The sequence below is a fragment of the Pseudoalteromonas sp. SG43-6 genome, from assembly GCF_014164365.1.
Classification (GTDB): Bacteria; Pseudomonadota; Gammaproteobacteria; order Enterobacterales; family Alteromonadaceae; genus Pseudoalteromonas; species Pseudoalteromonas rhizosphaerae.
The window spans coordinates 1-23275 of sequence record NZ_JACJEZ010000029.1 but is presented as its reverse complement, the minus strand read 5'-3'; the positions used below and the strand labels follow the sequence as shown (position 1 = coordinate 23275).

The following is a 23275-nucleotide window of genomic DNA, read 5'->3' as shown; positions in this document are numbered from 1 at the left end:
AACTTAATTAACTAACGCATAACTCCAACGACCATTAAATACTTGGTAAGTGTCTACTTTAGCAAGTAATGATGAAATCGTTGAGTCAATTGCATTTTCCTGCGCTATTAAAACATCCTGTCGCGCATCTAACAACTCTAAGTAAGGTATTTGCCCTTCTTGGTACATCGCCTGCGCTTGTAAAAAGGCATTATTAGCAAACTCATAACGTGCTTTGGCATAGCCTAGTTGTTGAGTTTGTTTGACTAATAACTGCAGTGAAAGTTCACTCTGCGCTAATGCCTCCAACACCACTTGTTGATATTGGCTGTAAGCGGCTTCACTGAGATATTGCTGAGCATCACGTTGCGCCAATAACGCAGGGTAGCTCAATAATGACCACTGAATGCGTGGGGCAACTTGCCATTGCTGCGTAGTGTCAGAAAGCTGGTTGTTATCTAAGCTCAATACACCTGCAAACGCCGTTAAACTGATATCAGGTAATAATGCTTTACTCGCAGCCACGCTTAATGAATTAGCTTGGCTAAATTCAAATAATGCTTGGCTAATATCAGGACGCAGTGCAATGGCATCACTTGGAGTGGCTAAACTTACAGTAAATGCATGCTCAAACAGCGCTTGCTCATCAACTAAGGTTAGATCAGCAGGTAACTGCCCTGTTAATGTCGCAAGCGTTGCTAGATCACGAAATTGCGCGTATTCAATATCTGGCAACAAAGCTTGCTGCTGCTTCAATTGTGCTAAGGTTCGATTTAAATCAAGCTCATTAGCGACCCCTTCCTCAACGCGAGCCCGCAGAACCGCAATACTTTGCTCTAATGCTTCAATTTGTAGGTTAATGATCTGCTGTTTTTGCTTATTACCTTGAAAACTGACAAACCCTTTTACCACAGAGGTAACAACTTCAATATGCAAAGCACGTAATTGTTCCGCTTGACTCATTGCCCCTGCATTCGCAGCATCAACAAGCGCAGTTATTTTACCAAATAAATCAAGTTGCCAATCAAGGTTAACATTGGCTTCCGATTGACGCGTGTTAACGTTACCAGTACTTGAGCGAGTGGCATCAACTGCCACTGCACCTTGGGGAAGATACTGTGCTTTTTGCCCACCTAAACGAGCAAGCGCGCTTTGTAACTGCAACTGACTAGTGTGCAAATCATGATTATTAGCGCGCGCACTGAGCACTAGATTATTTAACTGGGTTGAATTTAATTGCTGCCACCAGTTAAGTTCGTCTTGACCTTGTAACTGTGCAGCGATCTGTGTTTTTGCAACAAATTCTTGTAGCTGATTTTGCTGTTGCTGCTCATCAATTTTACTGGCGCAGCCACTTAATAAACCCGCCACAACAAGAGCGGTTAACTTATACTTACTCATTAATTTGCTCCTGCGTAGTCACTTTACGGGTTTTAGTTACCAAAATATAAAATACAGGGGTAAATAATAAACCAAACACGGTTACACCAATCATACCCGAGAACACTGCGTTGCCCATTGCATGGCGCATTTCTGCTCCAGCTCCCGTTGCTAATACTAAGGGAATAACACCCGCAGTAAAGGCAATTGACGTCATTAAGATAGGTCGTAAACGCATCCGACAAGCTTCTAAAATAGCGTCGAAATGACTCAACCCATGATTATTTTTATCGCGTGCAAACTCCACCATTAAAATGGCATTTTTAGAAGCCAAGGCAACCAATACAATCAATGCTATTTGCGTGAAAATATTATTATCAGCGCCAACCAACCATACACCCATTAATGCTGAGAATATTGTCATTGGTACAATAAGAATAATAGCCAGTGGTAGACGTAAGCTTTCATACTGCGCAGCCAATACCATGAACACTAATAACACCACTAATGGGAATACATAGACCATGGTATTACCCGCTAGAATTTGCTGAAAAGTAACTTCGGTCCATTCGTACTCAATACCCGTAGGTAAATTATCAGCCAAGATCAGTTCAATTGCCTGTTGTGCTTGATCTGAACTGTAACCAGGCGCTGGACTACCATTAAGCTCTGCACTTGGGTAACCATTGTAATGCATCACTCGATCAGGGCCTGTTGTAGGCGTTGCCGTTAATACCGAGCCCAATGGCACCATATTCCCTTGATTATTGCGCACTTTTAGATTCAATATTTGTTCTGGATCAAGGCGGAAATCAGCATCAGCTTGGGCATTAACTTGGTACGTACGGCCAAATAAATTAAAGTCATTAACGTACATTGAGCCCAAATACACTTGCAACGCATTAAATACTTCATTCAATGGAATACCTTGAATAAGCGCTTGCTCTCGGTCGATATCAATATCCATTTGTGGTACTTGAATTCTAAAACTTGAATAGAGCCCCATTAACGCAGGATCTTGCTGAGCTTTAGTAATCACCGTTTGCAAACTGTTAAATAGTGTTTCAAAGCCTTTATTACCGCGATCTTCAATTTGCAGTTTAAACCCACCCGTGGTGCCTAAACCTTGGATTGGCGGCGGTGGAAATACAGCCACAAATGCTTCATCAATGGCACTAAAACGCTGGTTTAACTGTGCCGCAATAGCCATCGCCGATTTACTCGGATCGCTTCGCTCACTAAAGGCTTCTAGCGGTGTAAATACAATGGCACTATTAGGGCTGTTAGTAAAACCATTTACCGACAAGCCAGGAAAGGCAACTGTGTTTGCAACACCAGGTACTTGCAGTGCAATTTCTTGCATTTGCCTAACCACATCTTGAGTACGGTCTAAACTCGCTGCATCAGGTAATTGTGCTATCGCAACTAAATACTGCTTATCTTGTGCAGGAATAAAACCACCCGGCACGGCATCAAATAGCTTAATTGTTCCGCCTAATAAAACCACGTATGCAATCACCACTACCACGCTCATGCGCATTAGTTTTTGTACCAGCTTTTGATAGCCTTTGGCGCCACGGTCAAATACTCGATTAAAGGGGGCAAATAACCAGCGACCAAATAAACGATTTAATAAACGCGTCAGCGCATCCGGTTTAGCATCATGGCTTTTAAGTAATAGTGCCGCCAACGCCGGTGATAAAGTTAATGAGTTAAATGCTGAGATAACCGTTGAAATAGTAATAGTTAACGCAAACTGTTTATAAAATTGACCTGATAAACCACTAATAAACGCGGTAGGAATAAACACTGCACACAACACTAACGCAATCGCGATTATAGGCCCTGTCACTTCAGTCATCGCCACGCGCGTTGCTTCCAGAGGTGATAAACCTTGTTCAATGTTACGTTCAACGTTTTCGACCACCACGATAGCATCATCGACCACAATACCTATGGCAAGTACTAAACCAAATAACGACAGCGTATTGATCGAGACCCCTAACCACTGCATCACCGCAAAAGTACCAATCAGTGAAACTGGCACAGCTATAAGTGGAATAATCGAAGCACGCCAGGTTTGTAAAAATAACACCACTACAATTACCACTAACGCGATAGCTTCAAGTAACGTTTTGATCACCGCATCAATCGAACCGCGAACAAATACCGTAGGGTCGTAGACAATGTCGTACTCAACACCAGCTGGAAAATCTTTCGATAAACGCGCCATGGTTTCGCGTACTTGATCTGAAAGCTCAATCGCATTAGAGCCAGGACGTTGAAATATCGGCATCGCCAGTGCTGGTTGATTATCAAGTTCAGCTCTAAGTGAGTAAGTATTTTGGCCTAAATCGACTCGAGCAACATCGCTTAGACGTGTTAATTGACCTTGTTCACCCACTTTAATGATCACTTGCTGAAACTCTTCAATACTGTTTAAGCGCCCTTTTACATTTAACAATATTTGAAATTGACTGTCTGTTGAAGCAGGTTGTGCACCTAAGCTACCCGCTGCAACTTGTTGGTTTTGCGCACGCAATGCGTTGACGACGTCCATTGCGGTTAATTCTCGTGCCGCTAATGCATCGGGGTTAAGCCACACTCGCATTGAATATTGACCACCACCAAATAATTTTACATCGCCTACGCCACTCAAACGTGCAATTTGGTCTTTCACATATAAGTCAGCGTAGTTAGATAGATACGCCGTATCATGTGTTTTTTCCGGTGAGAATAAGTGTACCACCATGGTTAGATCCGGTGATGATTTTTCAGCGACGACGCCTAAGCGCTGCACTTCTTGTGGTAGTCGCGGCAAAGCACTGTTAACCCGATTTTGTACTTGTACTTGCGCACGATCTAAATCCGTTCCCAATGAAAACGTTACCGTCAGTGTCATACGCCCATCACTGGTCGCCTGGGAAAACATATACAACATGTTTTCAGTACCATTGATCTCTTGCTCCAATGGAGTAGCCACAGTTTGTGCTATTACGGTTGGATTTGCTCCTGGGTAGTTCGCAGTTACCACAACTGTCGGCGGAACAACTTCAGGATACTCACTGACCGGCAGTTGAAACAACGAAATACCACCGGCGATTAAAATCACCAATGACAGCATGGCTGCAAATATCGGTCGTTGAATAAAAAAGTGAGAAAATTTCATTATTCGTCCTACTTCTTAGCCATAAGCGTGTGCTGCGCCGTTGGCGATAACGTAAAAGCAACACCAGTTGTGTCTAGGGTCACTGTATTAGGTGAAATCGGCATGCCAGGTCCAACACGCGCAGGACCATTAACCGCAATCACATCGCCAGCTTTTAAGCCCGAGGTAATAGCGCGAAAACTGCCATAGCGCTCACCGGTTGTAACCAGTTTATATTCGAGAATATTGCCTTCACCTACAGTGAGCACAAAGCGATTTTTCAAATCGGTGCCAATTGCTCTATCAGGCACAATAACTTGCTCTGTAACGTCATTGGCCGCTAACTTAATACGTGCAAATGAACCGGCGCGTAAGGCGGTATTTTCATCAAATCGTGCACGCACTCGCAAAGTACCTGTTGCTGCATTGATTTGATTATCAATAAAGTCGATATAACCGGTGTGTGCAAAGCCATTTTGACCCACTTTTTGCATGACTACTTGCTGATGAGCAGCGGCGGTTACTTCATCAAATGAACTATTCCAAGTACGTTCATCAACATCAAAGTAAGCATACATAGTTTGATTTGATACGATTGAAGTCAGTACACTTTGCCCTGCAAGCACATTATTACCTTTGGTAATATTTGCACGCGAGATCACACCATCAATGGGTGAACGTATATCTGTAAATTCTAAATCTAAATTAGCTGCAATTAGCTGGGCTTTTAAGGCAGCAAGTTGTGCTTCACGTTGGCGTAACGTTGAGGTACGTGATTCCGCTTGCTCTGTTGAAATCGCTTTTCGCTCGGTTAATCGCACCGCTCTTTTAGCTTCACTTTGCGCTTGCGATAAAGCGGCTTCAGCACTGACTACTTGTGCCTCTAAACTTGCTACAACCGCAGCATATGGGCGAGCGTCAAGTTTAAACAGTAAGTCACCCTGTTTAACCTCGTCGCCCTCATTAAACGCAATATGCTCAATAACTCCGGCAACACGTGGCATAAGTGATACTTCTTCCGGCGCTTCTAAACGCGTAGTGTAGGTGTGCCAGTTTTGCACTGGCTTAATGATCACCGAGGCAACATCTATTGGTTGAAGATGTGGTTGATTGCTCTGTTGAGCAGGCTCTTCTGCACAACCGGTGAGGGCAAGTGATGCCCCTAAAACTGCAATAGCTATTAAGTGTTTGTTCATGACGACGCTCCATTTAGTGTATTTTTCTATGTTACGGAACATTGTTGTGGACAAAAACCATAGATTTTTAAATTCATTAATGCCAATATGGCATCAATTAAATATTGGTGAGTAATTAATGGATACCACAAGTCGCTTATTGATGTTGTTAGAAGTCGTTGAGCGAGGCTCATTCGCTAAAGCAGCAGAAACCCGTAATATTGATCGTTCAGTGATCTCAAAACAAATAAGTCGTCTCGAAGATGATTTAGGAGTACGTTTACTGAACCGCACCACCCGCTCATTTTCACTGACAGCTGCAGGGGCCGAAATGATTAAAAAGGCCAGTGAGTTGAGGCAACTACTAGGTGAAACTGTACGTTTAGCCGAGAATTATCACCAAGAGCCACGCGGTGTATTAAAAATCACTTCATCAACTATTATCGGCAGGCGTTATCTACAACCTGTGATTAATGATTTTCAAAAACGCTTCCCGCAAGTAGAAGTTGAACTAAGACTCGATGATAAGTTAGTTGATCTGGTATCTGAAGGCTTTGATCTTGCTTTTCGGGTCGGTGAGCCAAAAGACTCATCACTGATCGCACGTAAAATTGCGCGCAATAGATTACTAATATTAGCCGCACCTGAGTTTATTCAAACGTATGGATTGCCAAGTAAAATAGAGGACTTAATTGATTTACCCGCAGCCAGTTATTCCAGCACTTCGTTGCGCGTTGAGGGTATTCGTTATGTAGATCAATATGGTCTACCGCAAGAGCAAAAAATTAAGAGTGTGTTTAGAGCCAATGATGCCGAGGTACTGCTCGATAAAACGCTTTCTGGAACAACCTATGTGCTCGCGCCAGCATTTATTATTAATGATGAAATAAAACAAGGACGTTTAGTGCCCTTATTAACAGACATCAAATTACAAGAATACAGTGCGATGTACGCGGTATATCCACACCGTGATTTACCTGTAAGAACACGGTTATTTTTTGATGCGATACGTGATCACTTAGGTAAAGAAACACCACTTTGGGAAAGTAACATTCCCGGTTTCGAGCACATGTATCAAGGTTAAGAAACCTGTTCTAGTTTTGCTGAGTATTGCTGCGAGTCAGAATAAACGTTATTTCGACCATGTTTTTTTGCATAATAAAGTTGCTCATCTGCTGCTTTAATCGCTTGTTTTAGGCTATCGCCATCACGATAAGCAGCTAAACCGATACTTGCTGTTAAACTTATTTCACGCTCACCAACATTGATAGCCGTACTTTGCAAACCGACTCTGATATTTTCAGCAATTTGATAAGACTCCTGTTGATTCGAATCAGGAATGAACAGCGCAAACTCTTCGCCACCAGTACGAAAAACTCGCCCCTTGTTAAGTGTTTCTCTTAATATAGTGGCAATTTCGACCAGAACTTGATCGCCCACATCATGACCAAATTCATCATTTACTTTTTTAAAGTAATCGAGATCTAGCACCATAATAAATAAATTAATTTTGTCTACCAGCTCAACTTCAAAGTAATGGTTCATTGCTAAACGGTTGCCGGTGTTTGTCAGCGGATCTAACAAGGCAAGGTTTTCTAATCGTTCTGCAAATTGTGCTCGACTCGCTTCAAAAGTATGTGCAATGACCCAAATGCTCAAATAGCTAAAGCTCATATTTAGGTACAGGTTAAGGTCTAAAAATGGTGCTAAAGAGGTTTTACTAGTAAACACAGCGGTTTGTATACACACCAATAATAGCGATAGATAATAGCCGCGTTTACATCCTAATAATAAATAAAATAATACGGGTAAGGTAAAGGTCCAAATGAACAAACCGCTCCTCATCGCAGCTAGGTAAGTTCCCAAGGTTACTAATAGCATAATACAAAGGCACAATAATAACGGCTGCCAAGTCTGAAATTTTCGTGTCCGAGCATAGTTAAAAGTATAAAAACAATAAATAGCAAAAACCCCTTCTAAAATCCCTAATGAGTAAAAGTCATTAATAAAAAGATTAAAATAGGTAAAAACACTCGCTAAAATTCCGAAACAGAAACAAATCCATTTCAGTAAATTTTCACGTAATACTTGAGCGCTATCTAAGGCTGCGATATCCATTGATTAACTTTAATTCGAACGAAAAAAAGTCAGTCTAACGGTTAATTGAAAGAGTACAAGCTCTATTTGTTTTTGATATATTCATTTTTATAAAAAATTTTTAAAATTAAGATCTTAGTAACTAACAGCCTATTCATCATTAATTAATTGTTCTATATCTTCTAACATATCGGAGAACTCAGCATTAGCATGTTGGCGCTGTTTTGCTGTCAACGTGGCTCTTAAACTCACAAGTAAACGCGCATAGCGCTTTGAATTTTCAGCATCTAAGCGAATTAATTGGTCACTCATAAACACCTCTCGCTCAGTAATGACAGCTGATAATTGGCTAATAAATTGATCGCGGCTAAGTTGGCTATCAAAAAATACCTGTTTGAGTTTATCCAGCCGAGTTTGCTTGTAAGCTTGCCTTAATAAAAATGTTGCTTGAAATTCGCTGTTCGCTTGGGTGATCAAAGACACTTGTTGTTCACTCAGTTTACCAAGCCACTGTTTATAAGTATCTAACTGACGTTCAAGGCGATCTTGCTCACGCTGTGTTGGGGTTTGCTCATTATACTCGTCACTTTCTGTGGTTATATCCTCTGCAATGGCAGCAACAAATTCTTCTCTTTGCTCCGTGGATAAACCAATAGCAAGTTCAATAAGATCGTCTCTTACATACATAACTAACGATTGCCAATGTGTTTTAAAACCTTGAAAATACGTTAATAATGCTTGCTCTGAAGGGTCTTCATCAAGTAGCTTTTGTAATGCCAACAGATCCTGTCGATACAAAGGTAATTGCGTCTTACGATGCCAATCCCGACTTTGCTTAATTAAGTCTTTAGCTTGTTTGCTTTGCTGCTTCGATAAATCAACGTAGTCATCAATCCAAAACGCCGATAACCAGCCTATATTATTGTAGGTAAATGTAGCTGAGCACCCAGTCAGAGCTAATAGCAACACACCAACTACTGCGAACTTATAATTCAAGCACATGTTTTTTATCGACATTTTTTATTTTTCTTACGATTATTTATAGCACTACGTTAATCAACTTAGCGCATTATGTAAATGAGGGAATTAAAATAAAACCGAACAAATAGAAATAATTATCATTTAGCTATTGACGCACACTCAAATACAAGTAATAATCGATCGCATCAACACCAAGCAGCCCAACACGACAGGTTTGCGCTTCTTGTAAGAATTGAACGTACCGACCTCAGTGCCCTAGGGAAGATCGACCAGTAAGGATGCTGGGCCCCTTTAGTACAAAGTTGTTGATGAAGATGGTGACGCTTCGAGCATATTACTTACTCGACCCAAGTAATATAATTAAAAGATCACACTCACTTGCTACATTGCTCATATCGGTGACGGTTGATATGACCCAAAAAGCCCCATCAGGGGCTTTTTTTATTCCTTTAAATTTTCTGTAATATCTGTATCTTATGTCTAAGTTTTATCATTTATAGTGCGAAGCTGGGCAATTGTGGTTGTTGAGACTAAAATTAAACAGTAACACGCTAATTGGAGGTATTGTCATGTGGCAGCCGAAGTTTAAGATATTGTTGATGGTCGGTGCACTTAGCATCTGTGGTGTTGCTCATGCGGGACTTGAAGAAGGGATCCGCGCAGCCAATGAAGGTCAATTTGAAGATGCACTTAGAGAGTTTAACTACCTTGCAGAAAAAGGCTTTGCACCAGGAATTTACGAGCTAGGGCAGCTATATGAAGGTGGCCACGGCGTAACGCGCGACTATCACAAAGCTGCTGAACTTTACCAGCAAGGCGTTAAAAAGAACCACGTCGACTCAATGTTTGCATTAGCTGTACTTTATCAAGAAGGTAAAGGCGTTAAACTTGATAAACAAATGTCAGTTTCACTCTTTAAGCAAGCCGCGGCAAAAAACTTACCTGCTGCTCAGTTTAACTTGGGTGTGATGTACGCCAACGGCGATGGCGTTGCGCAAGATTATAAAGAAGCTATTAAATGGTATGAAAAAGCCGCTGGTAATAATTATACGCTAGCACAGTTTAATATGGCGCTGATGTATTTCGAAGGCCATGGAGTCGAAAAAAACATCGAAAAATCATACATCTGGAACACTGTTGCTGAGTATAATGGTAATTTAGATGCCAGTCACAGTCGCAAGCTAGATGAGCGCAAGCTGATGCCTGCGCAAATTGCAGAAGCCAAAGAAAAAGCTGATGCATTGTATGAAAAAATCCAAGCTGGGCTGTATGCGGGCGAAGATCGGATGTTTTAACTGCCAGTTAAAACGCTATTGGATTGTACTTAACGCCAATTTATGGCCGCAAGTACAACCATTTAAGTATTTTAATCAATATCTTATTTTGCGCCAGCAACAATCCCAATTTAGGATTAAAACCACCCGTTTTCAATGTATTACGTGCATGGCTAAAAGTTAAAAAGCCTTCTATACCGTGATAGTTTCCCATCCCAGAAGGACCTAAGCCACCAAATGGCGCATCATCAGCAGTCACCTGCATTAAGGTGTCATTTATTGCGAAGGTACCACTTTGTGTTTGCTGTTGAATACCTTCATTGATTTGTTTATCTTGCCCCATTATGTACAAAGCTAACGGCTGAGGACGTTGATTTATGTATGCAATCGCCTGAGGTAAAGCTTGATAACTGACAATCGCAAGAATTGGTCCAAACAGTTCTTCTTGCATCAACTTCATATTGTCATTCACATCAGTCACAATGTGCAAACCAAGACGATGCTTATGTTCGTCGCTTTGGTTTTCATCTAACGGCTTAATTATCTGTGCGCCCTGTTGCTGTGCATCTGCCAATAAATCGGTTAAACGCTGAAAATGGTGGTGATTAATAACCGAGGTTAAATTTTTCCCCTCGACACCTAAGTTATAATGTTTTTTATATAAGCTACAGAGACTTCTGACTAACTGATGCTGTAAGTTTTCCGGCACTAAAACATAATCGGGGGCAACACAAATTTGCCCTGCATTGGTCATTTTACCAAATAAAATAGCTTTAGCCGCCTTATCTATATCCGCTTGCGCGGTAATGATAACGGGCGATTTGCCACCTAACTCAAGAGTTACTGGGGTAAGGTTTTTACTCGCAGCGGCCATAACATGGCGCCCTACAGCTGTAGAGCCGGTAAAAAATAAGTGTGCGAATGGCAAACAGCTAAACTGTTGACTTAATTGCGCTTCACCTTCGATCACTGCGCAATGTTCGCTAAGCTCGCCGATAAATAGTTTTTTGATTACTTGATTGGTGTGCGGAGTAAATTCACTGACCTTTAATAATACCCGATTACCTGCGGCAATTGCGGTTATCACCGGCACGATTGATAATTGAATTGGGTAATTCCATGGAGAAATTATTCCCACCACTCCTTTGGGTTGATAGCTCACAGCAACTTTTGATGGCGCTAGGCTCAAACCCGCTTTTCGTGGTGAATTTTTTGCCCATTTAGGTAAATGCTTGATGGTGTGGCTGATCGTTTTGACCGTAGGCAGTATATCACCCAAAATCGTATCAAAAGCAGTGCGAAAGCCAAAGTCTTTCGAGCTTGCAGCTACCAATTCAGCCTCTAATGCCAACAGTTCACGTTTTAAAGATTTTAATAAACGGATCCGCTGTGATAATGCTAAATATGGCTGGGCATCAAAATGCAGCTGCATTTCATCAAATTGCGCTTTTAGCTCAGGGTTACATACAGTGCCAGTGTCAGACAAAAGCATACTCATAAACAAAATAAAGATTTAACCACTATAACTTTGTTTCTTAGCAGGGGCAATATAGAGCGCTATCAACAAACGAATAGCGCTCCGGTTGGGTAACTTTGAATTACTTAAAAATTAAATACCGATGCAGCAAGGGTCATAGTGACAAATGTGATCAGCGCAATTGCAACAATATTTAATGCAAAGCCGGCTTTGATCATATCCCGCATTTGAATTTGCCCAGAGCCAAACACAATGGCATTAGGCGGGGTCGCTACAGGCATCATAAACGCACAACTACAGGCTATAGCCGCAGGAATAACCCAGACCAATGGCGAACCTGTGACTGACTCAGCGACAGGGCCAAGTAGTGGTAAAAATCCAGCTGCGGTTGCTGTATTACTGGTGATCTCAGTTAAGAAAGTGATTAAGGTTGCAATTACTAATACACTCAATACTAATGGAATGGCGCTGACGCCTTCAATCATATGAGCTATGTATTCAGCCAAACCTGATGACTTTATTTGTGCCGCTAGGGTTAAGCCACCACCAAACAACAATAACACTCCCCAAGGAACTCCTGCCGCACTTTGCCAGTCAAGAATACGTTCATCACTGCCTTTATTAGCAGGCAAAACAAATAATAATAATGCTGCAGCAATGGCAATACCGGTATCCGATATTTTTAAACCAGAAAAATCAGCGATCAGAGGTCTAAATATCCAGCACACAGCTGCAAATAAAAACACACATAACACCCCTTTCTCAGCGCGTTGCATGGTGCCAAGACCTTTTAACTGCGAGCTAAATAGTGACTTGGTGTCGACTTTTTGAGATTTTTCATTTGTTTTATCAACTTTATAAGCAAACTTGGTCAGCCACAACCAACAGATGATCAACATAGTCAGTGACAATGGCACACCCACCATCATCCATTGCGCAAAACCAATTTCAATTTTATAACTATCTGATAAATAAGCGGCCATCAATGCATTCGGTGGCGTACCAATTAATGTTGCAATGCCGCCAATGCTGGCACCATAAGCAATAGAAAGTAACAGTGCTTTACCAAAACCATTATTATTTGGATTAGATTTTTGCACTAAATGGGTGATAGACATAGCAATAGGTAACATCATCACTGCTGTTGCAGTATTTGACATCCACATAGATAAGAATGCCGTTACTAACATCATCGCTAATATCTGCAAACTCGGTTTTGAGCCCGCGTAGAGCATAGTACGTAAAGCAATGCGCTTGTGTAAGCCCCAACGTTCCATCGCAATGGAAATTAAAAAGCCACCTAAAAACAAAAATATTAAGGGGTGCGCATACGGTGCAGCGACACTTTTTATCGCAGCAATGTCAGCCAACGGAGAAAATACCAACGGCAATAGCGCCGTAGCTGGGATAGGAACTACTTCACTCACCCACCATGATGCCATCCAAAATGCTAATCCTGAAGTACGAAGAGCAGCGGTACTCATGCCAGCAGGAGGATCGATCAAACACGTAAGTAGCATGACCGCAGGGCCCAATAACAGCAGCAACATCTGTATCATTGGATTTTTTTCAGGTTTATCGTCTAAAGTTTGTGTGCTCATATTCAACCCCTTTAAAATTTATACTTTAAGCCAAGGGCTAAGCTACTATCCGTTTGCTGTTGCAAATCTAAGTCAGTATAGAATAAGTACGCGGTAGTTTGTTTATCAAATAAATAATCCACACCTGCAGTCCACTGGCTGCCCTTAGTACTTTGGCGAATAGTTGAGTCATCACTGGCAAATTGTAGTTTTGGCTGCCATTTGTCAATGGTATAACTGGCACTCAACACATAGCCGTTTCCTGATTTAGTACCATCTACTGACTCACTGTGCTGGTAAATAGCACCTAGTTGTAAATCATTTTTCTGCCACGCGCCAACGATGCGACTGGCGTTGATATTATTGAGTGAATCAATATGGCTGATCGCCACATAATAATTTTTATTTTTTAAACCACGGTCACCATAAATTAACGTAGCGGCATAGCCGGCTTCATTATTGGCACTGTCATCCTTCAAAGCATAGGTAAGTGATAGCTGAGCACCCGCATATGATTTTGAACTATACGTTATGGTATCACCAAGGCGATCTTGACCCGGTAGTAATTGAGCAATATCGGCTTGAGTTTCATTGAAGTTATCAACTTTACCTTCTGAATACTTAAAGCGTGTATCGTTTCGACCAACTACAACTTCACCAAAATTTCCCGCTAAACCTAAATATGTATTACGGGCACTAAATGGCTCATCTGTATCATCGTGCTCAAAGCCCTTTACTTGCACTTCGTATTTAAATACCGCTTTTAACGAGTCAGTGAGTACATGTTGCCCTTTCACACCAATGCGTGAAAAAGGCGCATCGATTTGCGTTCCTTTTTTAGCATAGCGCATTACACCGTTGTCAGTATTAGCAATTTGCACTTCTGCTTTACCATAAATGTCATACTCTGCGGCATGAACACTTTGTCCAAAGCAAGCTGCTGCAAAACTCGTTGCTACAAAAACAGGGGTTAGCTTTTTGTCTATTATTATCATTGTGTGCCCTTATTGTTAGGATCATTTGTTGTTCCCGCTAATAAAGGCAAGTTTACTGCCAACTGCTTATAAAAAAGTAAAATTTAATATATTCAAATAGTTAAGTTTAAAATTAAATTATACTTACAATAAAGTGTGCGGGATCCCACACACTATCAAAACGTCTGTGTCACTGTTTCCACCCATCAAATTAAGCTGAGCAGGTAAATCACTTAAGCAAAGCTCTGGTTAATCAATAAACATGTCACGATTGAGGCCATATTTACTCATTTTGTCATACAAGGTTTTACGGGCAATCTGTAAGGTATTCATAGTTTCTTTAATACTACCTTGGTGGCGCTCAAGGGCTTCTTCGATTAAAGATTGCTCATAAAAGCACACTTTTTCCGCCAAACTCAGATCGGGCGATAACTCACTGCCATTATTATTTTCGGTATTGGCGAACGCTAATTCAGCACCCAGCAGCACCGCTCGTTCAGCTTGGTTTCTAAGCTCTCTGACATTACCTGGCCACTGGTAACTAAGTAAACGCTGTAATATATCGCTACTTAGAGGAGCCGGAGGTTTATGAAAACGAGTCGCGGCAATAGAGCTAAAATGTTTGAATAATAAAGGAATATCAGCTTTCCTATCACGCAATGCCGGAATACTTACCCTCACTAAATTGAGTCGATAATATAAGTCAGCTCTGAAGTCCCCTTTTTCGACCAAGGATAATAAATCAACTTTGGTTGCCGCAACGATACGTATGTCTAAGTCAACGGCGGTATTAGCGCCGACGGGGGTCACTTTTCGCTCTTCTAAAACGCGAAGTAACTTTACTTGTAATGATGCCGGTGTGCTTTCTATCTCATCTAAAAACACCGTACCACCTTGAGCAAACTCAAACTTACCTTGGCGACTGTGTGTTGCCCCTGTAAACGCGCCACTGGCCGCACCAAATAGTTCACTTTCAATCAGTTGCTCTGGTATGGCACCACAGTTAATTGCCACAAAATTACAGTTTGAACGGCTGCTTTGGTCGTGTAAAAAGCGTGCAACTAACTCTTTACCGGTGCCAGTTTCACCTTCAATCATTACATCTGCGGGAGTGTCGATCACCGCATTGAGCAAGTGCATCATTTGCTGCATTTGCACGGTTTCCCCTAAGATCCGTACACCTGGGGCTGACGTTTTTTCTACCGCTAGTTTTAAAGCACGATTTTCCATTACCAAGGCACGCTTATCACACGCTCTGGCAATACAATCTAATAACTGCTCTGTAAGGGGTTTTTCAAATAAGTCGTAAGCCCCTAATTGCATGGCTTTAACGGCCACCGATACATCAGCAAATCCAGTCAGAAAGATCACCGGTAATTCGCTATCAAATGCTTGAACTTGTTCTAAAAAAGCCAGTCCATCCATTTTCGGCATATTAATATCACTGAGCACCACCCCGTTAAAACGACGATTAAGTTTTGATAAAGCACTCATTGGATCGCTAAAACACTGTACTTGATAGCCTTCGAGTGTCAGCAATTGGTCAAGTGAATCGCGGATCATCGCTTCGTCATCAATAACAATGACCTGTTTACAATCAGTTGCTAACGTATTCATAACGCTCCTTTAGTACTTGCTAAGGTAATAATGAATTGAGCACCACCGCCAGGGCGATTATGCGCACTTAAACAGCCATTAAATGAATTAATAATTTGCTTAGAAATAGATAGCCCTAAGCCAAGGCCATTAGTCGATTTAGTGCTATAAAAAGGCTCAAAAATAGTCCCAAGCGCATGTAACTCGATACCAGGCCCAGTATCCAAAATAGACAGCTTAACGCGGTCGTCAAACTGCTCTATCTCAAAACTCAGCTCTCGCACAGTACTGTCAGCCATTGCTTGGCTGGCATTGGTGATCACATTCACTAATACTTGCTCAAATTTAATGCCATCAACCCATACTTTTACAGTGTCAGCGATATCAGCGGTGTTAACGTTGACATCATCCTGCTTTAATTGCGCGGAGGCGATCACCATGGCATTTTTAAGTAACTGGTTTAAGCTTTGCTCTCTTAACTGTGTTTGTGCCGGTTTACTAAAGTGCTTTAATTGTCCAACAATTTTATGTACTCGTTCGATCAACGATTGCACAATAACAATATTTTCAGCTGCCTTTGCAATATCACCTTTGGCAATCAAGCGTTTAGCACTAACCAAATACGTACTCATTGCACTCAAGGGTTGGTTAATCTCATGATTAATACCCGCGCTGAGTTGACCTATGGTGGCCAATTTGGCTGTTTGCACCAGCGCTGTTTGTGCTTTTTCGAGTGCATGGGTGCGCTCTATAACTTCTTGCTCAAGGCTATGACGAGAAAAAAGTAATTTTTTATAGCCGGCAAAACGTGCCATTAAACTGTAAAAAAGCATTAACCCCCCAGCATAAATCACACTCAACCAAAACAATCGCCCTAGTTGATTAATATTCACCGACGATATATCAACAAGCACAGTTATTTTTGCATTAAGTCGCTCAATCGGCGCACTTGCAGGCATATATTTACTGCGTTTATTCGCATCATTAACGTATAACAGGGGCATCCCTTGGCTAATAATGTGCTCAGCAGTGATAACTTTTGGTACATACTCTAGGTAGCGTCGGCTTGTCGTAAAGTGTTGATAGTCTGCTGCTGTGAGGCTATGCAACGAATTGAGTCGCCATGAGGGGCTATCGGACATAGCAATAATATTATCGTCTAAGCTTAAATAAAAATGGCTAGCGTGGGACGCATTCAGTAATTGTCGATCAGTTTCAAACTTAGATACATTCACTTTTAAGGTGACCACACCTATTACTTGGCCATCGCGATAAATCGGTTCAGAAAAATAAATACCCCGTTCTTTAGATCGTAAACCAAGAGCAAAATAGGCAATTTTGTTACCCGCCAATGCCTGAGAAAAATACGGACGAAATGCAAAGTTATTACCGATATAACTGTAATCAAGTTGCCAATTGCTCGATGCAATAACATCCCCTTCACGATTAAGGACATAGACGTCTGATGCACCACTGGCTTGTTGGATATCAGCCAAGTAATTATTAATAGGCTGCACGGGCTGATCAGTATCACTGAGAAATGCAGTGAGTAACTGGTTATCAGTAACTAAATGAGGAATAGTTGCAAAACGAGAGAGTTCGGTATCAAGATAATTACGCAATTGACCCACTTGGAGTTCAGCTTGCTGCTTTGCTTGACTTAAATCATAGTGTCGGCCAAATAGAAAACTAAGCAACAATACACTAATTAAAATGGCAACAGCGATTAATATTTTTCGGGGAAAACGCAGCATGTTCAACCAAAGGGCACACCTGAGCGTCCCTAAAACTTAAAATTTGATTTGATAGTGTAACGAGTATTCACTGCCGACACCAGCAACAGCACCATCTGTGACTCTTGGATCGTACACTCGGTAGTGCTTATCTAAGATATTATGGGCTTTAACACTAATTTCACTGCGTGCAGAAAATTGCCAACTCACAGCCCCGCCGAGCAAAAAGTAAGCCGGTTGAGTAAAGTCGCTTGTCATTGTCGGGCCACTGACAGCATCGCGCCAAACACTATTGAGGCTCAGCACCCATTGCTGATAATGATAATTAGCAATCACACTAGCAAAGCGCTTAAACGTTGGCTTAATTGGCGTATCAAAATACTCGCTGTAGGTCGCTTCCACTGATAAATCACTAGTAATGTGGATCATGCTATCTAATTCAACACCACGATTAATGTCATCTAATTGATTTTCAAAGGTAAACTGATTATTGGCAGCTGAATTTGGCACTAGATTAATAAAATCAACAAGTTGATTATAAAAAAGCACCGAATTAATATGCCAATCTTGTCCCTCGTAGCGCCAAACAAGCTCTGTGGTTTTAACATATTCAGACTTTAAGTTTGGATTGCCCTTAGTCACATCATCATCTGAATACAATTCATTCGTCACAGGAGTGCGAAACGATTCACCGTATTGTAATTTAAAAGTATGCGCGCGAGTTGGTGAGTAGATTGCGGAAATGCGCGGCGATAATTTACTGTCTATCGCTTTAACATCATCATAACGTGCTCCTAAAAATAAGGTCAATTGCTCAGCAAAAGGCACTTTGATTTGCCCATAAATACTTCGGGTTTCAAAGGTAGATTGCAAACTCTGAAATGGAGCATAATTACTGATTGTAACAATCCCCCCTTGATAAAACGGATCTTCAACAATAATTTCACCGCTGTTTATATCAAAATAATTAACACGTAAGTCCGCTTTATGTTGCTCTGCGCGGCTATATTGCAAGCCTGAATTGATTGACCAACCATTATTAAATTGCTGACTGGCCTCTACACTGACTGTTAAATCCGTTGTATGCCAATCAGGACCAACAAAAAAATCATAACTAGCGTTAGGTAAAGTTGCTGCAGGTGCGATTAATCCAGCACTTTGTATTTGATGATGTGCATACGCTATTTTTGTAGTCAAAGTACGTGTATCAGTTTCAAGCCAATCATAACCTACAGATAGGAAAGTATTCTCACTACGATGTTGATTACTGTCAGAATAACCACCAAGATTTAAAAACTCATTCAGTTCAACTTGGTTAAAACGCGCTCTCACAGCCAGTTTATTGATATCGACACCCGCTTCAAAGTAAATTAATTGCAGCGGATCATTAACCCCTTGTGGATAACGCTCACCACTTTTTTGGTTATACGCGCCATTAGCAAACAGATGTGTTTGCTGATTAACTTGATGACTAACCGAGAATGCAGCGCTGGTTTGACCTACATTACCCACAGCCAGCGACATTTCATTATTTTGGCTTTTAGTCACTATATTCATCACCCCTAAGAATGCATTACTGCCATATAAAGCAGAGCCAGGGCCACGTATAAATTCAACTTTATCAATAACTTCTACAGGTATATAAGGCATATAAACTGACGCTTTGCCAAATGATGACTCATTTAAACGTTCACCATTGATCATCACTAAGATATTGCCGCTATCAAGGTAAACACCTCTTGCGTGATCTTTTGGTACAGCGCCTACCCAATCACCACGAGTAGATTGCATACCAGGAACAAAATTCATCAATTCAAACGCATTATTCACCCCAAGTAAGGCTATTTTTTTGCGATTAAAAACAGTGATAGTTGAGGGGGCAGAAGCGAGAGTTTCTAAGGTTTTTGAGGCAATATCGACATGAACGTCAAGCAAATCTTCAAAGCTAAGCGCAAATAAATCATCAGCGTCGCTCGCCAGTAAGGGGGCTGTGTTAACACATAAAAAAAGACATGCTGTTAGCTTTAAAATCATTACGCCGCTTTACACCTATATTTTTCATTGGAGTTAGCACATCATAAGTAACGTGCTATTTACAATATTAATACAAATACGCGACGGCGTGAGAGTTTTTCTCTATTAATTTATAAATTTAGGCTACAGCTGAAATCTGCTTAGCTTTTAGGTATTTATATAAACCAATTAATGAGGCTGCGATCCAAAATATTTCAATCACAAAACTTGCTAAATTAAAGTTATAACAAAGACTTATAAGCAACAAAATAGCGCCAGATAAATTCATCATGTTATATAAAAGCCCTGTTGGCGTGGCTTTACCCAGTTGTAGCATAAAAAACGCGCCAACCACTAAAAACGTACCTGTCATACCAACAATATCAAATAAAAGTGCAATCACGGGTGTCCCCTATCCTTTTTAATCATACCCAACAAACTGGCCCATTCCATGGGGAGGGTTGTTTTCAATCATTGAAACAGCAAACCGGGTAAGTTTAGCAGCCTCGCCAAAAGCGCACAGGATAAATGTCCGTATTTGAACTGAATAACCCCATATTTATCAGAGACTCTTGAACTTTAATTCAAATAATTGTGCTATTCATAACGAATCGACTCTAGCAAACGCTCTATTATAGGTAAGCAGTGTGTTTTATCTTTTTCCATAAAGGTAAACGTTAAAACCATAAAATATTTGTCAAATTTTAAAGCGTATACCATGTAAGAAGTGACTTCAGTTTCGCCTTTCCAAACGCCTTGCATCAATTGTTCTTTAACAGTGCCAATGGGGAGGTTTCGTTCATTTTCAACTCCAACCCGTTTATACCATGGCATATGCTTCATACCTCCCTGACGCAAATGAGTCTAATGTATTTTCGTCACTTAGATACACAGTACCGGCACACTCCAAACCTTCATCATGGGTGATTAATGATAAACGTTGTTCACTCTCATTTAGCCAAGCACCATCAAGCGATAGACTTAGTCGAGTTAAGCCAGGGTAAGTGATTGTATTTAATGCCTGCTCTTTTTGTTGAAGCTCTTTTTTAACGCCCTTTTCTTTCGGTAACTGTTCTGGTAGATCAAAAAAACCATAAGGAAAATATTTACCAAAATGAGTGTTTTTTAGGCTTATACCACGCATTTTTGCGACAGCAGCGGCTTCTACTGCCCAGTACCCAAAATAACCTATATGATAATCATCATTGTGGCTATTGTACCAATGTAAGCCTTTATAACGAATGTACCATTTTTTAGAATACTTTTTCAGTTCTTCTAAAAATTCACAATCGTCACTAATATTTGAGATAGTCAAAATTTGACCGATTTTTTTAAGGCGAACATCTTGACCTAGCTGTACATTGTTTGAACGATAACTCAACAGTTTTGCCAATATATAGCCATTACTGCCGCTACTTTGCCATTTTTCAGCCAATAATGCCCACGCTTTATCACTAACATCAACCAAAATAGCCAATGAAATAAGTTTGACTAATGTATATACACTATGTGGATAGCTACTCCACTCATTGTCTGTTTTAAGATAGTAAGTGATAGTCCGCTCGACTGTTTCTCTTATTGTGTCAATACTATGACCGAGTGAAAACTGACAGATTGATAATTCTATCCCAACGTTTATTAAACTATCTGATATTCTTTCCAATTGTTCATATTCAAGCTTTTGCGATCCAAGCATTTTCGATTCAATAACATTTTCACCATGCGCTAACATGCCCATTCTATTCGCATAGAATTGTTTTAATTTTCCTTCACGATTTGGGTAATCCCGCATTACATTAGCCACCATTAATTTGAGTCACTCTGGCAGCCTTACCACGAGGTATTTTTGGTATGCCACCACTAACATGAACAATTTTTGAATAAGTAATTGTTCCATTATCAGTTGTCCTAGCCAACACAGGATATAGTTGGATTTCATTGTTTTTCGGGGGATTACTATTTTTTTAAAGTGTTTATGTAAATACGTTAGGTTAATCACAAAAACTTATTCTTAAGTTGAATGTCTAAATCTCTGAGATAATCTAATCCAAAGTTGTCCTTAGAAAAATTAGTAACGAGCTTATTTGGAAGAGTTTTATCAACACCATCATAACAACTTGCTATTCCGCAGCAAATTGACGCGACACTGTCTGTGTCTCCTCCAAAATCAACAGCTGACTTTATCAAAGCTTCATAGCTAAAATGCTGCATTAGGTTAGACATTACTGCGGCCAAAGTATCTTCTGACACTGCACGAACTCTTCCTTGCCAATTAGCATTAAACTTGTAACCTCGAGATGCAAGATACTCCGGCAATGTTTTAAGAGTCGCTTTGCTGTACAAGCCTGCATGTGCAGCAAGAGCAATGCAAACAGCAGCATCGACTGCAATTTGATGGTCATGAGTAACACGTGCTTGTATTGTGGCGTTGCGTATTACTACATCTTCATCTTTAAAAAAACCAATTGGTACAGCTCGCATCATTGCCCCATTGCCAAAGCTATCCGTTTTAACTAACCTTGCAAAATGGTCTGCATTTCTCGCCTCAGAAAATGCCGTTTGTAGTCGCTTTGCGTAGCCATGCACAGGATCACGTATATAGCATTGAAAAAATGCCTCGGCTATATGGGCTTCAGTCCAGTCAACGTCGTTTAGCATTAACTCAGACAGCGCTAATGACATTTGAGTGTCATCAGTATAACACCCAGCAATGTTAGACAATTGATGCGCACGAAAGGTCTCGAGGTTATTTTCGGCTGATATAATTTCCTGATCTACAAACTCAAAACCCGCACCATATGCATCGGCAATTGCTATTTCTACCAACATAATATTTAACTCATTCTAAATTCGGAAAAAGTGATTATATAATACCCTTTTGGTTGAAAGTAAAAGGAATACTGTTATCCAATCACTTGTTTCTATAAAACTACTTGTTAATGTTTTTAAACATGGCATTAAAAACTTGCTCTGCTGATTGGTTATCTTCACGATGTATGTCATTTGCCGCAATCTTCTTTAAAATTGATATAAAGTCTTCATCAACTCTTAGCTTATTGTACATATCTTGGCTTAAAAACGCATACATAATACCATAGCCGCTTTCACCTACACTTCTGTTATATCGACGAAAACTTCTGGTAAGTATCCCTGTCTTCGTTTCAAAATTTGCAGCAAAATAACGCTCAAAAAAAAGTTTTGAATTAAGCGCCTCATCGATACCAGTTTGTAATAATTCTTTTGCCCTTTTTTGTACTAATTCATATGAAGTATCAAAATTAAAATTGAAGTGATAACCGGGCAGAAGAAACGTGCCTATTTTATCACCTTTTACATCTTTAAGTGCGTATTTTAAAAATTCACAGCCTGTTTCTTTATCAATACTAACTGTCGCTTCTACCACACACCCACAATCAAGCTCATACTTATAAATTTTATTCTTAAGTGAAAGTATTCGCTGTTCAATTGAGACACGTTTTCCGGTAGCACTATCAAAAACATAGAAATTTTTACTTGATGAACCATCTTCGAAATTAACACTTTCTTCCACTACAAAATGAGAGTCATTTTCAATGTAATATACATTAGTTATTTCACCGTACTCTAAGTCAGACCGAAAATCGGCCCGACTTAGAGGGTGAATCAAACTCTGAATATTTGAGTTACCTGTTACCATATCAATCTACCTGTTTCATATATAGCACTATCGGGGTCAGACCTCAGGGAAAGAGCATGAAAAAAGTCTATGATTTCAATACCTTTTCAAGGTAATCTGTACTGCGCATAGCTTTTTTCTGTTTTGCGGGCATGCCTTTATTAAAGCTTGTTTCTGCTTTTAGCTGATTAAATGCGATGTGTCTCAGCCCCG

18 protein-coding genes are annotated in these 23275 nt (G+C 40.5%); 2 read left to right on the top strand and 16 right to left on the bottom strand.

The features are described from left to right. Positions 1-3: 3 nt before the first annotated feature. Genes H5201_RS13435 through H5201_RS13425 form a run of 3 tightly spaced genes read right to left on the bottom strand, consistent with a single transcriptional unit; the run spans position 4 to position 5703 of the window. Positions 4-1380, bottom strand: a complete 1377-nt coding sequence (locus tag H5201_RS13435) for a TolC family protein (RefSeq protein WP_149980117.1) — start codon at positions 1378-1380, stop codon at positions 4-6. Further along, positions 1373-4528: an efflux RND transporter permease subunit gene (locus tag H5201_RS13430; RefSeq protein WP_182784825.1), complete on the bottom strand. Its 3156-nt coding sequence runs from the start codon at positions 4526-4528 to the stop codon at positions 1373-1375. Before H5201_RS13430 ends, H5201_RS13435 begins: the two co-directional genes overlap by 8 nt. 8 nt (positions 4529-4536) lie before the next feature. Further along, positions 4537-5703, bottom strand: a complete 1167-nt coding sequence (locus H5201_RS13425; protein WP_149980115.1) for an efflux RND transporter periplasmic adaptor subunit — start codon at positions 5701-5703, stop codon at positions 4537-4539. A 118-nt stretch (positions 5704-5821) separates the two neighbouring features. On the opposite strand from H5201_RS13425, the gene H5201_RS13420 reads away from it, so the two are divergent. Next, positions 5822-6766, top strand: coding sequence for a LysR family transcriptional regulator (locus H5201_RS13420; protein WP_182718707.1), 945 nt, complete (start codon positions 5822-5824; stop codon positions 6764-6766). On the opposite strand, the gene H5201_RS13415 is transcribed toward H5201_RS13420, so the two are convergent. Together H5201_RS13415 and H5201_RS13410 are read right to left on the bottom strand one after the other, a co-directional pair. Beyond that, complete coding sequence (locus H5201_RS13415; RefSeq protein ID WP_182718706.1) at positions 6763-7800, bottom strand: GGDEF domain-containing protein; 1038 nt, start codon at positions 7798-7800, stop codon at positions 6763-6765. The genes H5201_RS13420 and H5201_RS13415 overlap by 4 nt on opposite strands. A 129-nt stretch (positions 7801-7929) precedes the next feature. Continuing rightward, positions 7930-8796, bottom strand: coding sequence for a DUF6279 family lipoprotein (locus H5201_RS13410; RefSeq protein ID WP_182718705.1), 867 nt, complete (start codon positions 8794-8796; stop codon positions 7930-7932). Between the two features lie 533 nt (positions 8797-9329). Between H5201_RS13410 and H5201_RS13405 the strand changes: the two genes are divergently transcribed. Beyond that, positions 9330-10055, top strand: coding sequence for a tetratricopeptide repeat protein (locus tag H5201_RS13405; protein ID WP_145236141.1), 726 nt, complete (start codon positions 9330-9332; stop codon positions 10053-10055). Positions 10056-10095: 40 nt separating this feature from the next. Here the strand turns inward: H5201_RS13405 and H5201_RS13400 are convergent, their stop codons facing one another. The 11 genes from H5201_RS13400 to H5201_RS13350 all read right to left on the bottom strand — a co-directional run bounded on the left by H5201_RS13400 (position 10096) and on the right by H5201_RS13350 (position 23083). Beyond that, entirely contained in the window at positions 10096-11526 is a 1431-nt protein-coding gene (locus H5201_RS13400) for a coniferyl aldehyde dehydrogenase (RefSeq protein ID WP_259398280.1), read from the bottom strand. Positions 11527-11636: 110 nt separating this feature from the next. Beyond that, positions 11637-13112 (bottom strand): DASS family sodium-coupled anion symporter, encoded by a 1476-nt coding sequence (locus H5201_RS13395; RefSeq protein WP_182761813.1) that lies wholly within the window; start codon positions 13110-13112, stop codon positions 11637-11639. A gap of 11 nt (positions 13113-13123) precedes the next feature. Then, on the bottom strand, positions 13124-14086 hold the full coding sequence (locus H5201_RS13390; RefSeq protein ID WP_145236151.1) for a porin: 963 nt from the start codon (positions 14084-14086) through the stop codon (positions 13124-13126). A 228-nt stretch (positions 14087-14314) separates the two neighbouring features. Further along, a complete protein-coding gene (locus H5201_RS13385; RefSeq protein WP_145236154.1) occupies positions 14315-15682 on the bottom strand; it encodes a sigma-54 dependent transcriptional regulator in 1368 nt (455 codons plus the stop codon). Next, positions 15679-17415, bottom strand: coding sequence for a cache domain-containing protein (locus H5201_RS13380; RefSeq protein ID WP_182718702.1), 1737 nt, complete (start codon positions 17413-17415; stop codon positions 15679-15681). The genes H5201_RS13385 and H5201_RS13380 overlap by 4 nt, the downstream gene beginning before the upstream one ends. A 36-nt stretch (positions 17416-17451) precedes the next feature. Then, on the bottom strand, positions 17452-19428 hold the full coding sequence (locus H5201_RS13375) for a TonB-dependent receptor (RefSeq protein WP_182784823.1): 1977 nt from the start codon (positions 19426-19428) through the stop codon (positions 17452-17454). Between the two features lie 118 nt (positions 19429-19546). Then, on the bottom strand, positions 19547-19810 hold the full coding sequence (locus tag H5201_RS13370) for a hypothetical protein (protein ID WP_145236163.1): 264 nt from the start codon (positions 19808-19810) through the stop codon (positions 19547-19549). Between the two features lie 194 nt (positions 19811-20004). Then, positions 20005-20250 (bottom strand): hypothetical protein, encoded by a 246-nt coding sequence (locus H5201_RS13365; protein WP_182784821.1) that lies wholly within the window; start codon positions 20248-20250, stop codon positions 20005-20007. Next, positions 20228-21199 carry a PoNe immunity protein domain-containing protein gene (locus H5201_RS13360; protein WP_182740071.1) on the bottom strand — a complete coding sequence of 324 codons (972 nt, stop codon included), beginning with the start codon at positions 21197-21199 and terminating at the stop codon, positions 20228-20230. The genes H5201_RS13365 and H5201_RS13360 overlap by 23 nt, the downstream gene beginning before the upstream one ends. A 203-nt stretch (positions 21200-21402) precedes the next feature. Continuing rightward, positions 21403-22236 (bottom strand): ADP-ribosylglycohydrolase family protein, encoded by an 834-nt coding sequence (locus H5201_RS13355; RefSeq protein ID WP_182740070.1) that lies wholly within the window; start codon positions 22234-22236, stop codon positions 21403-21405. Positions 22237-22336: 100 nt separating this feature from the next. Then, positions 22337-23083 (bottom strand): hypothetical protein, encoded by a 747-nt coding sequence (locus H5201_RS13350; RefSeq protein ID WP_182718697.1) that lies wholly within the window; start codon positions 23081-23083, stop codon positions 22337-22339. Between the last annotated feature and the right edge of the window lie 192 nt (positions 23084-23275).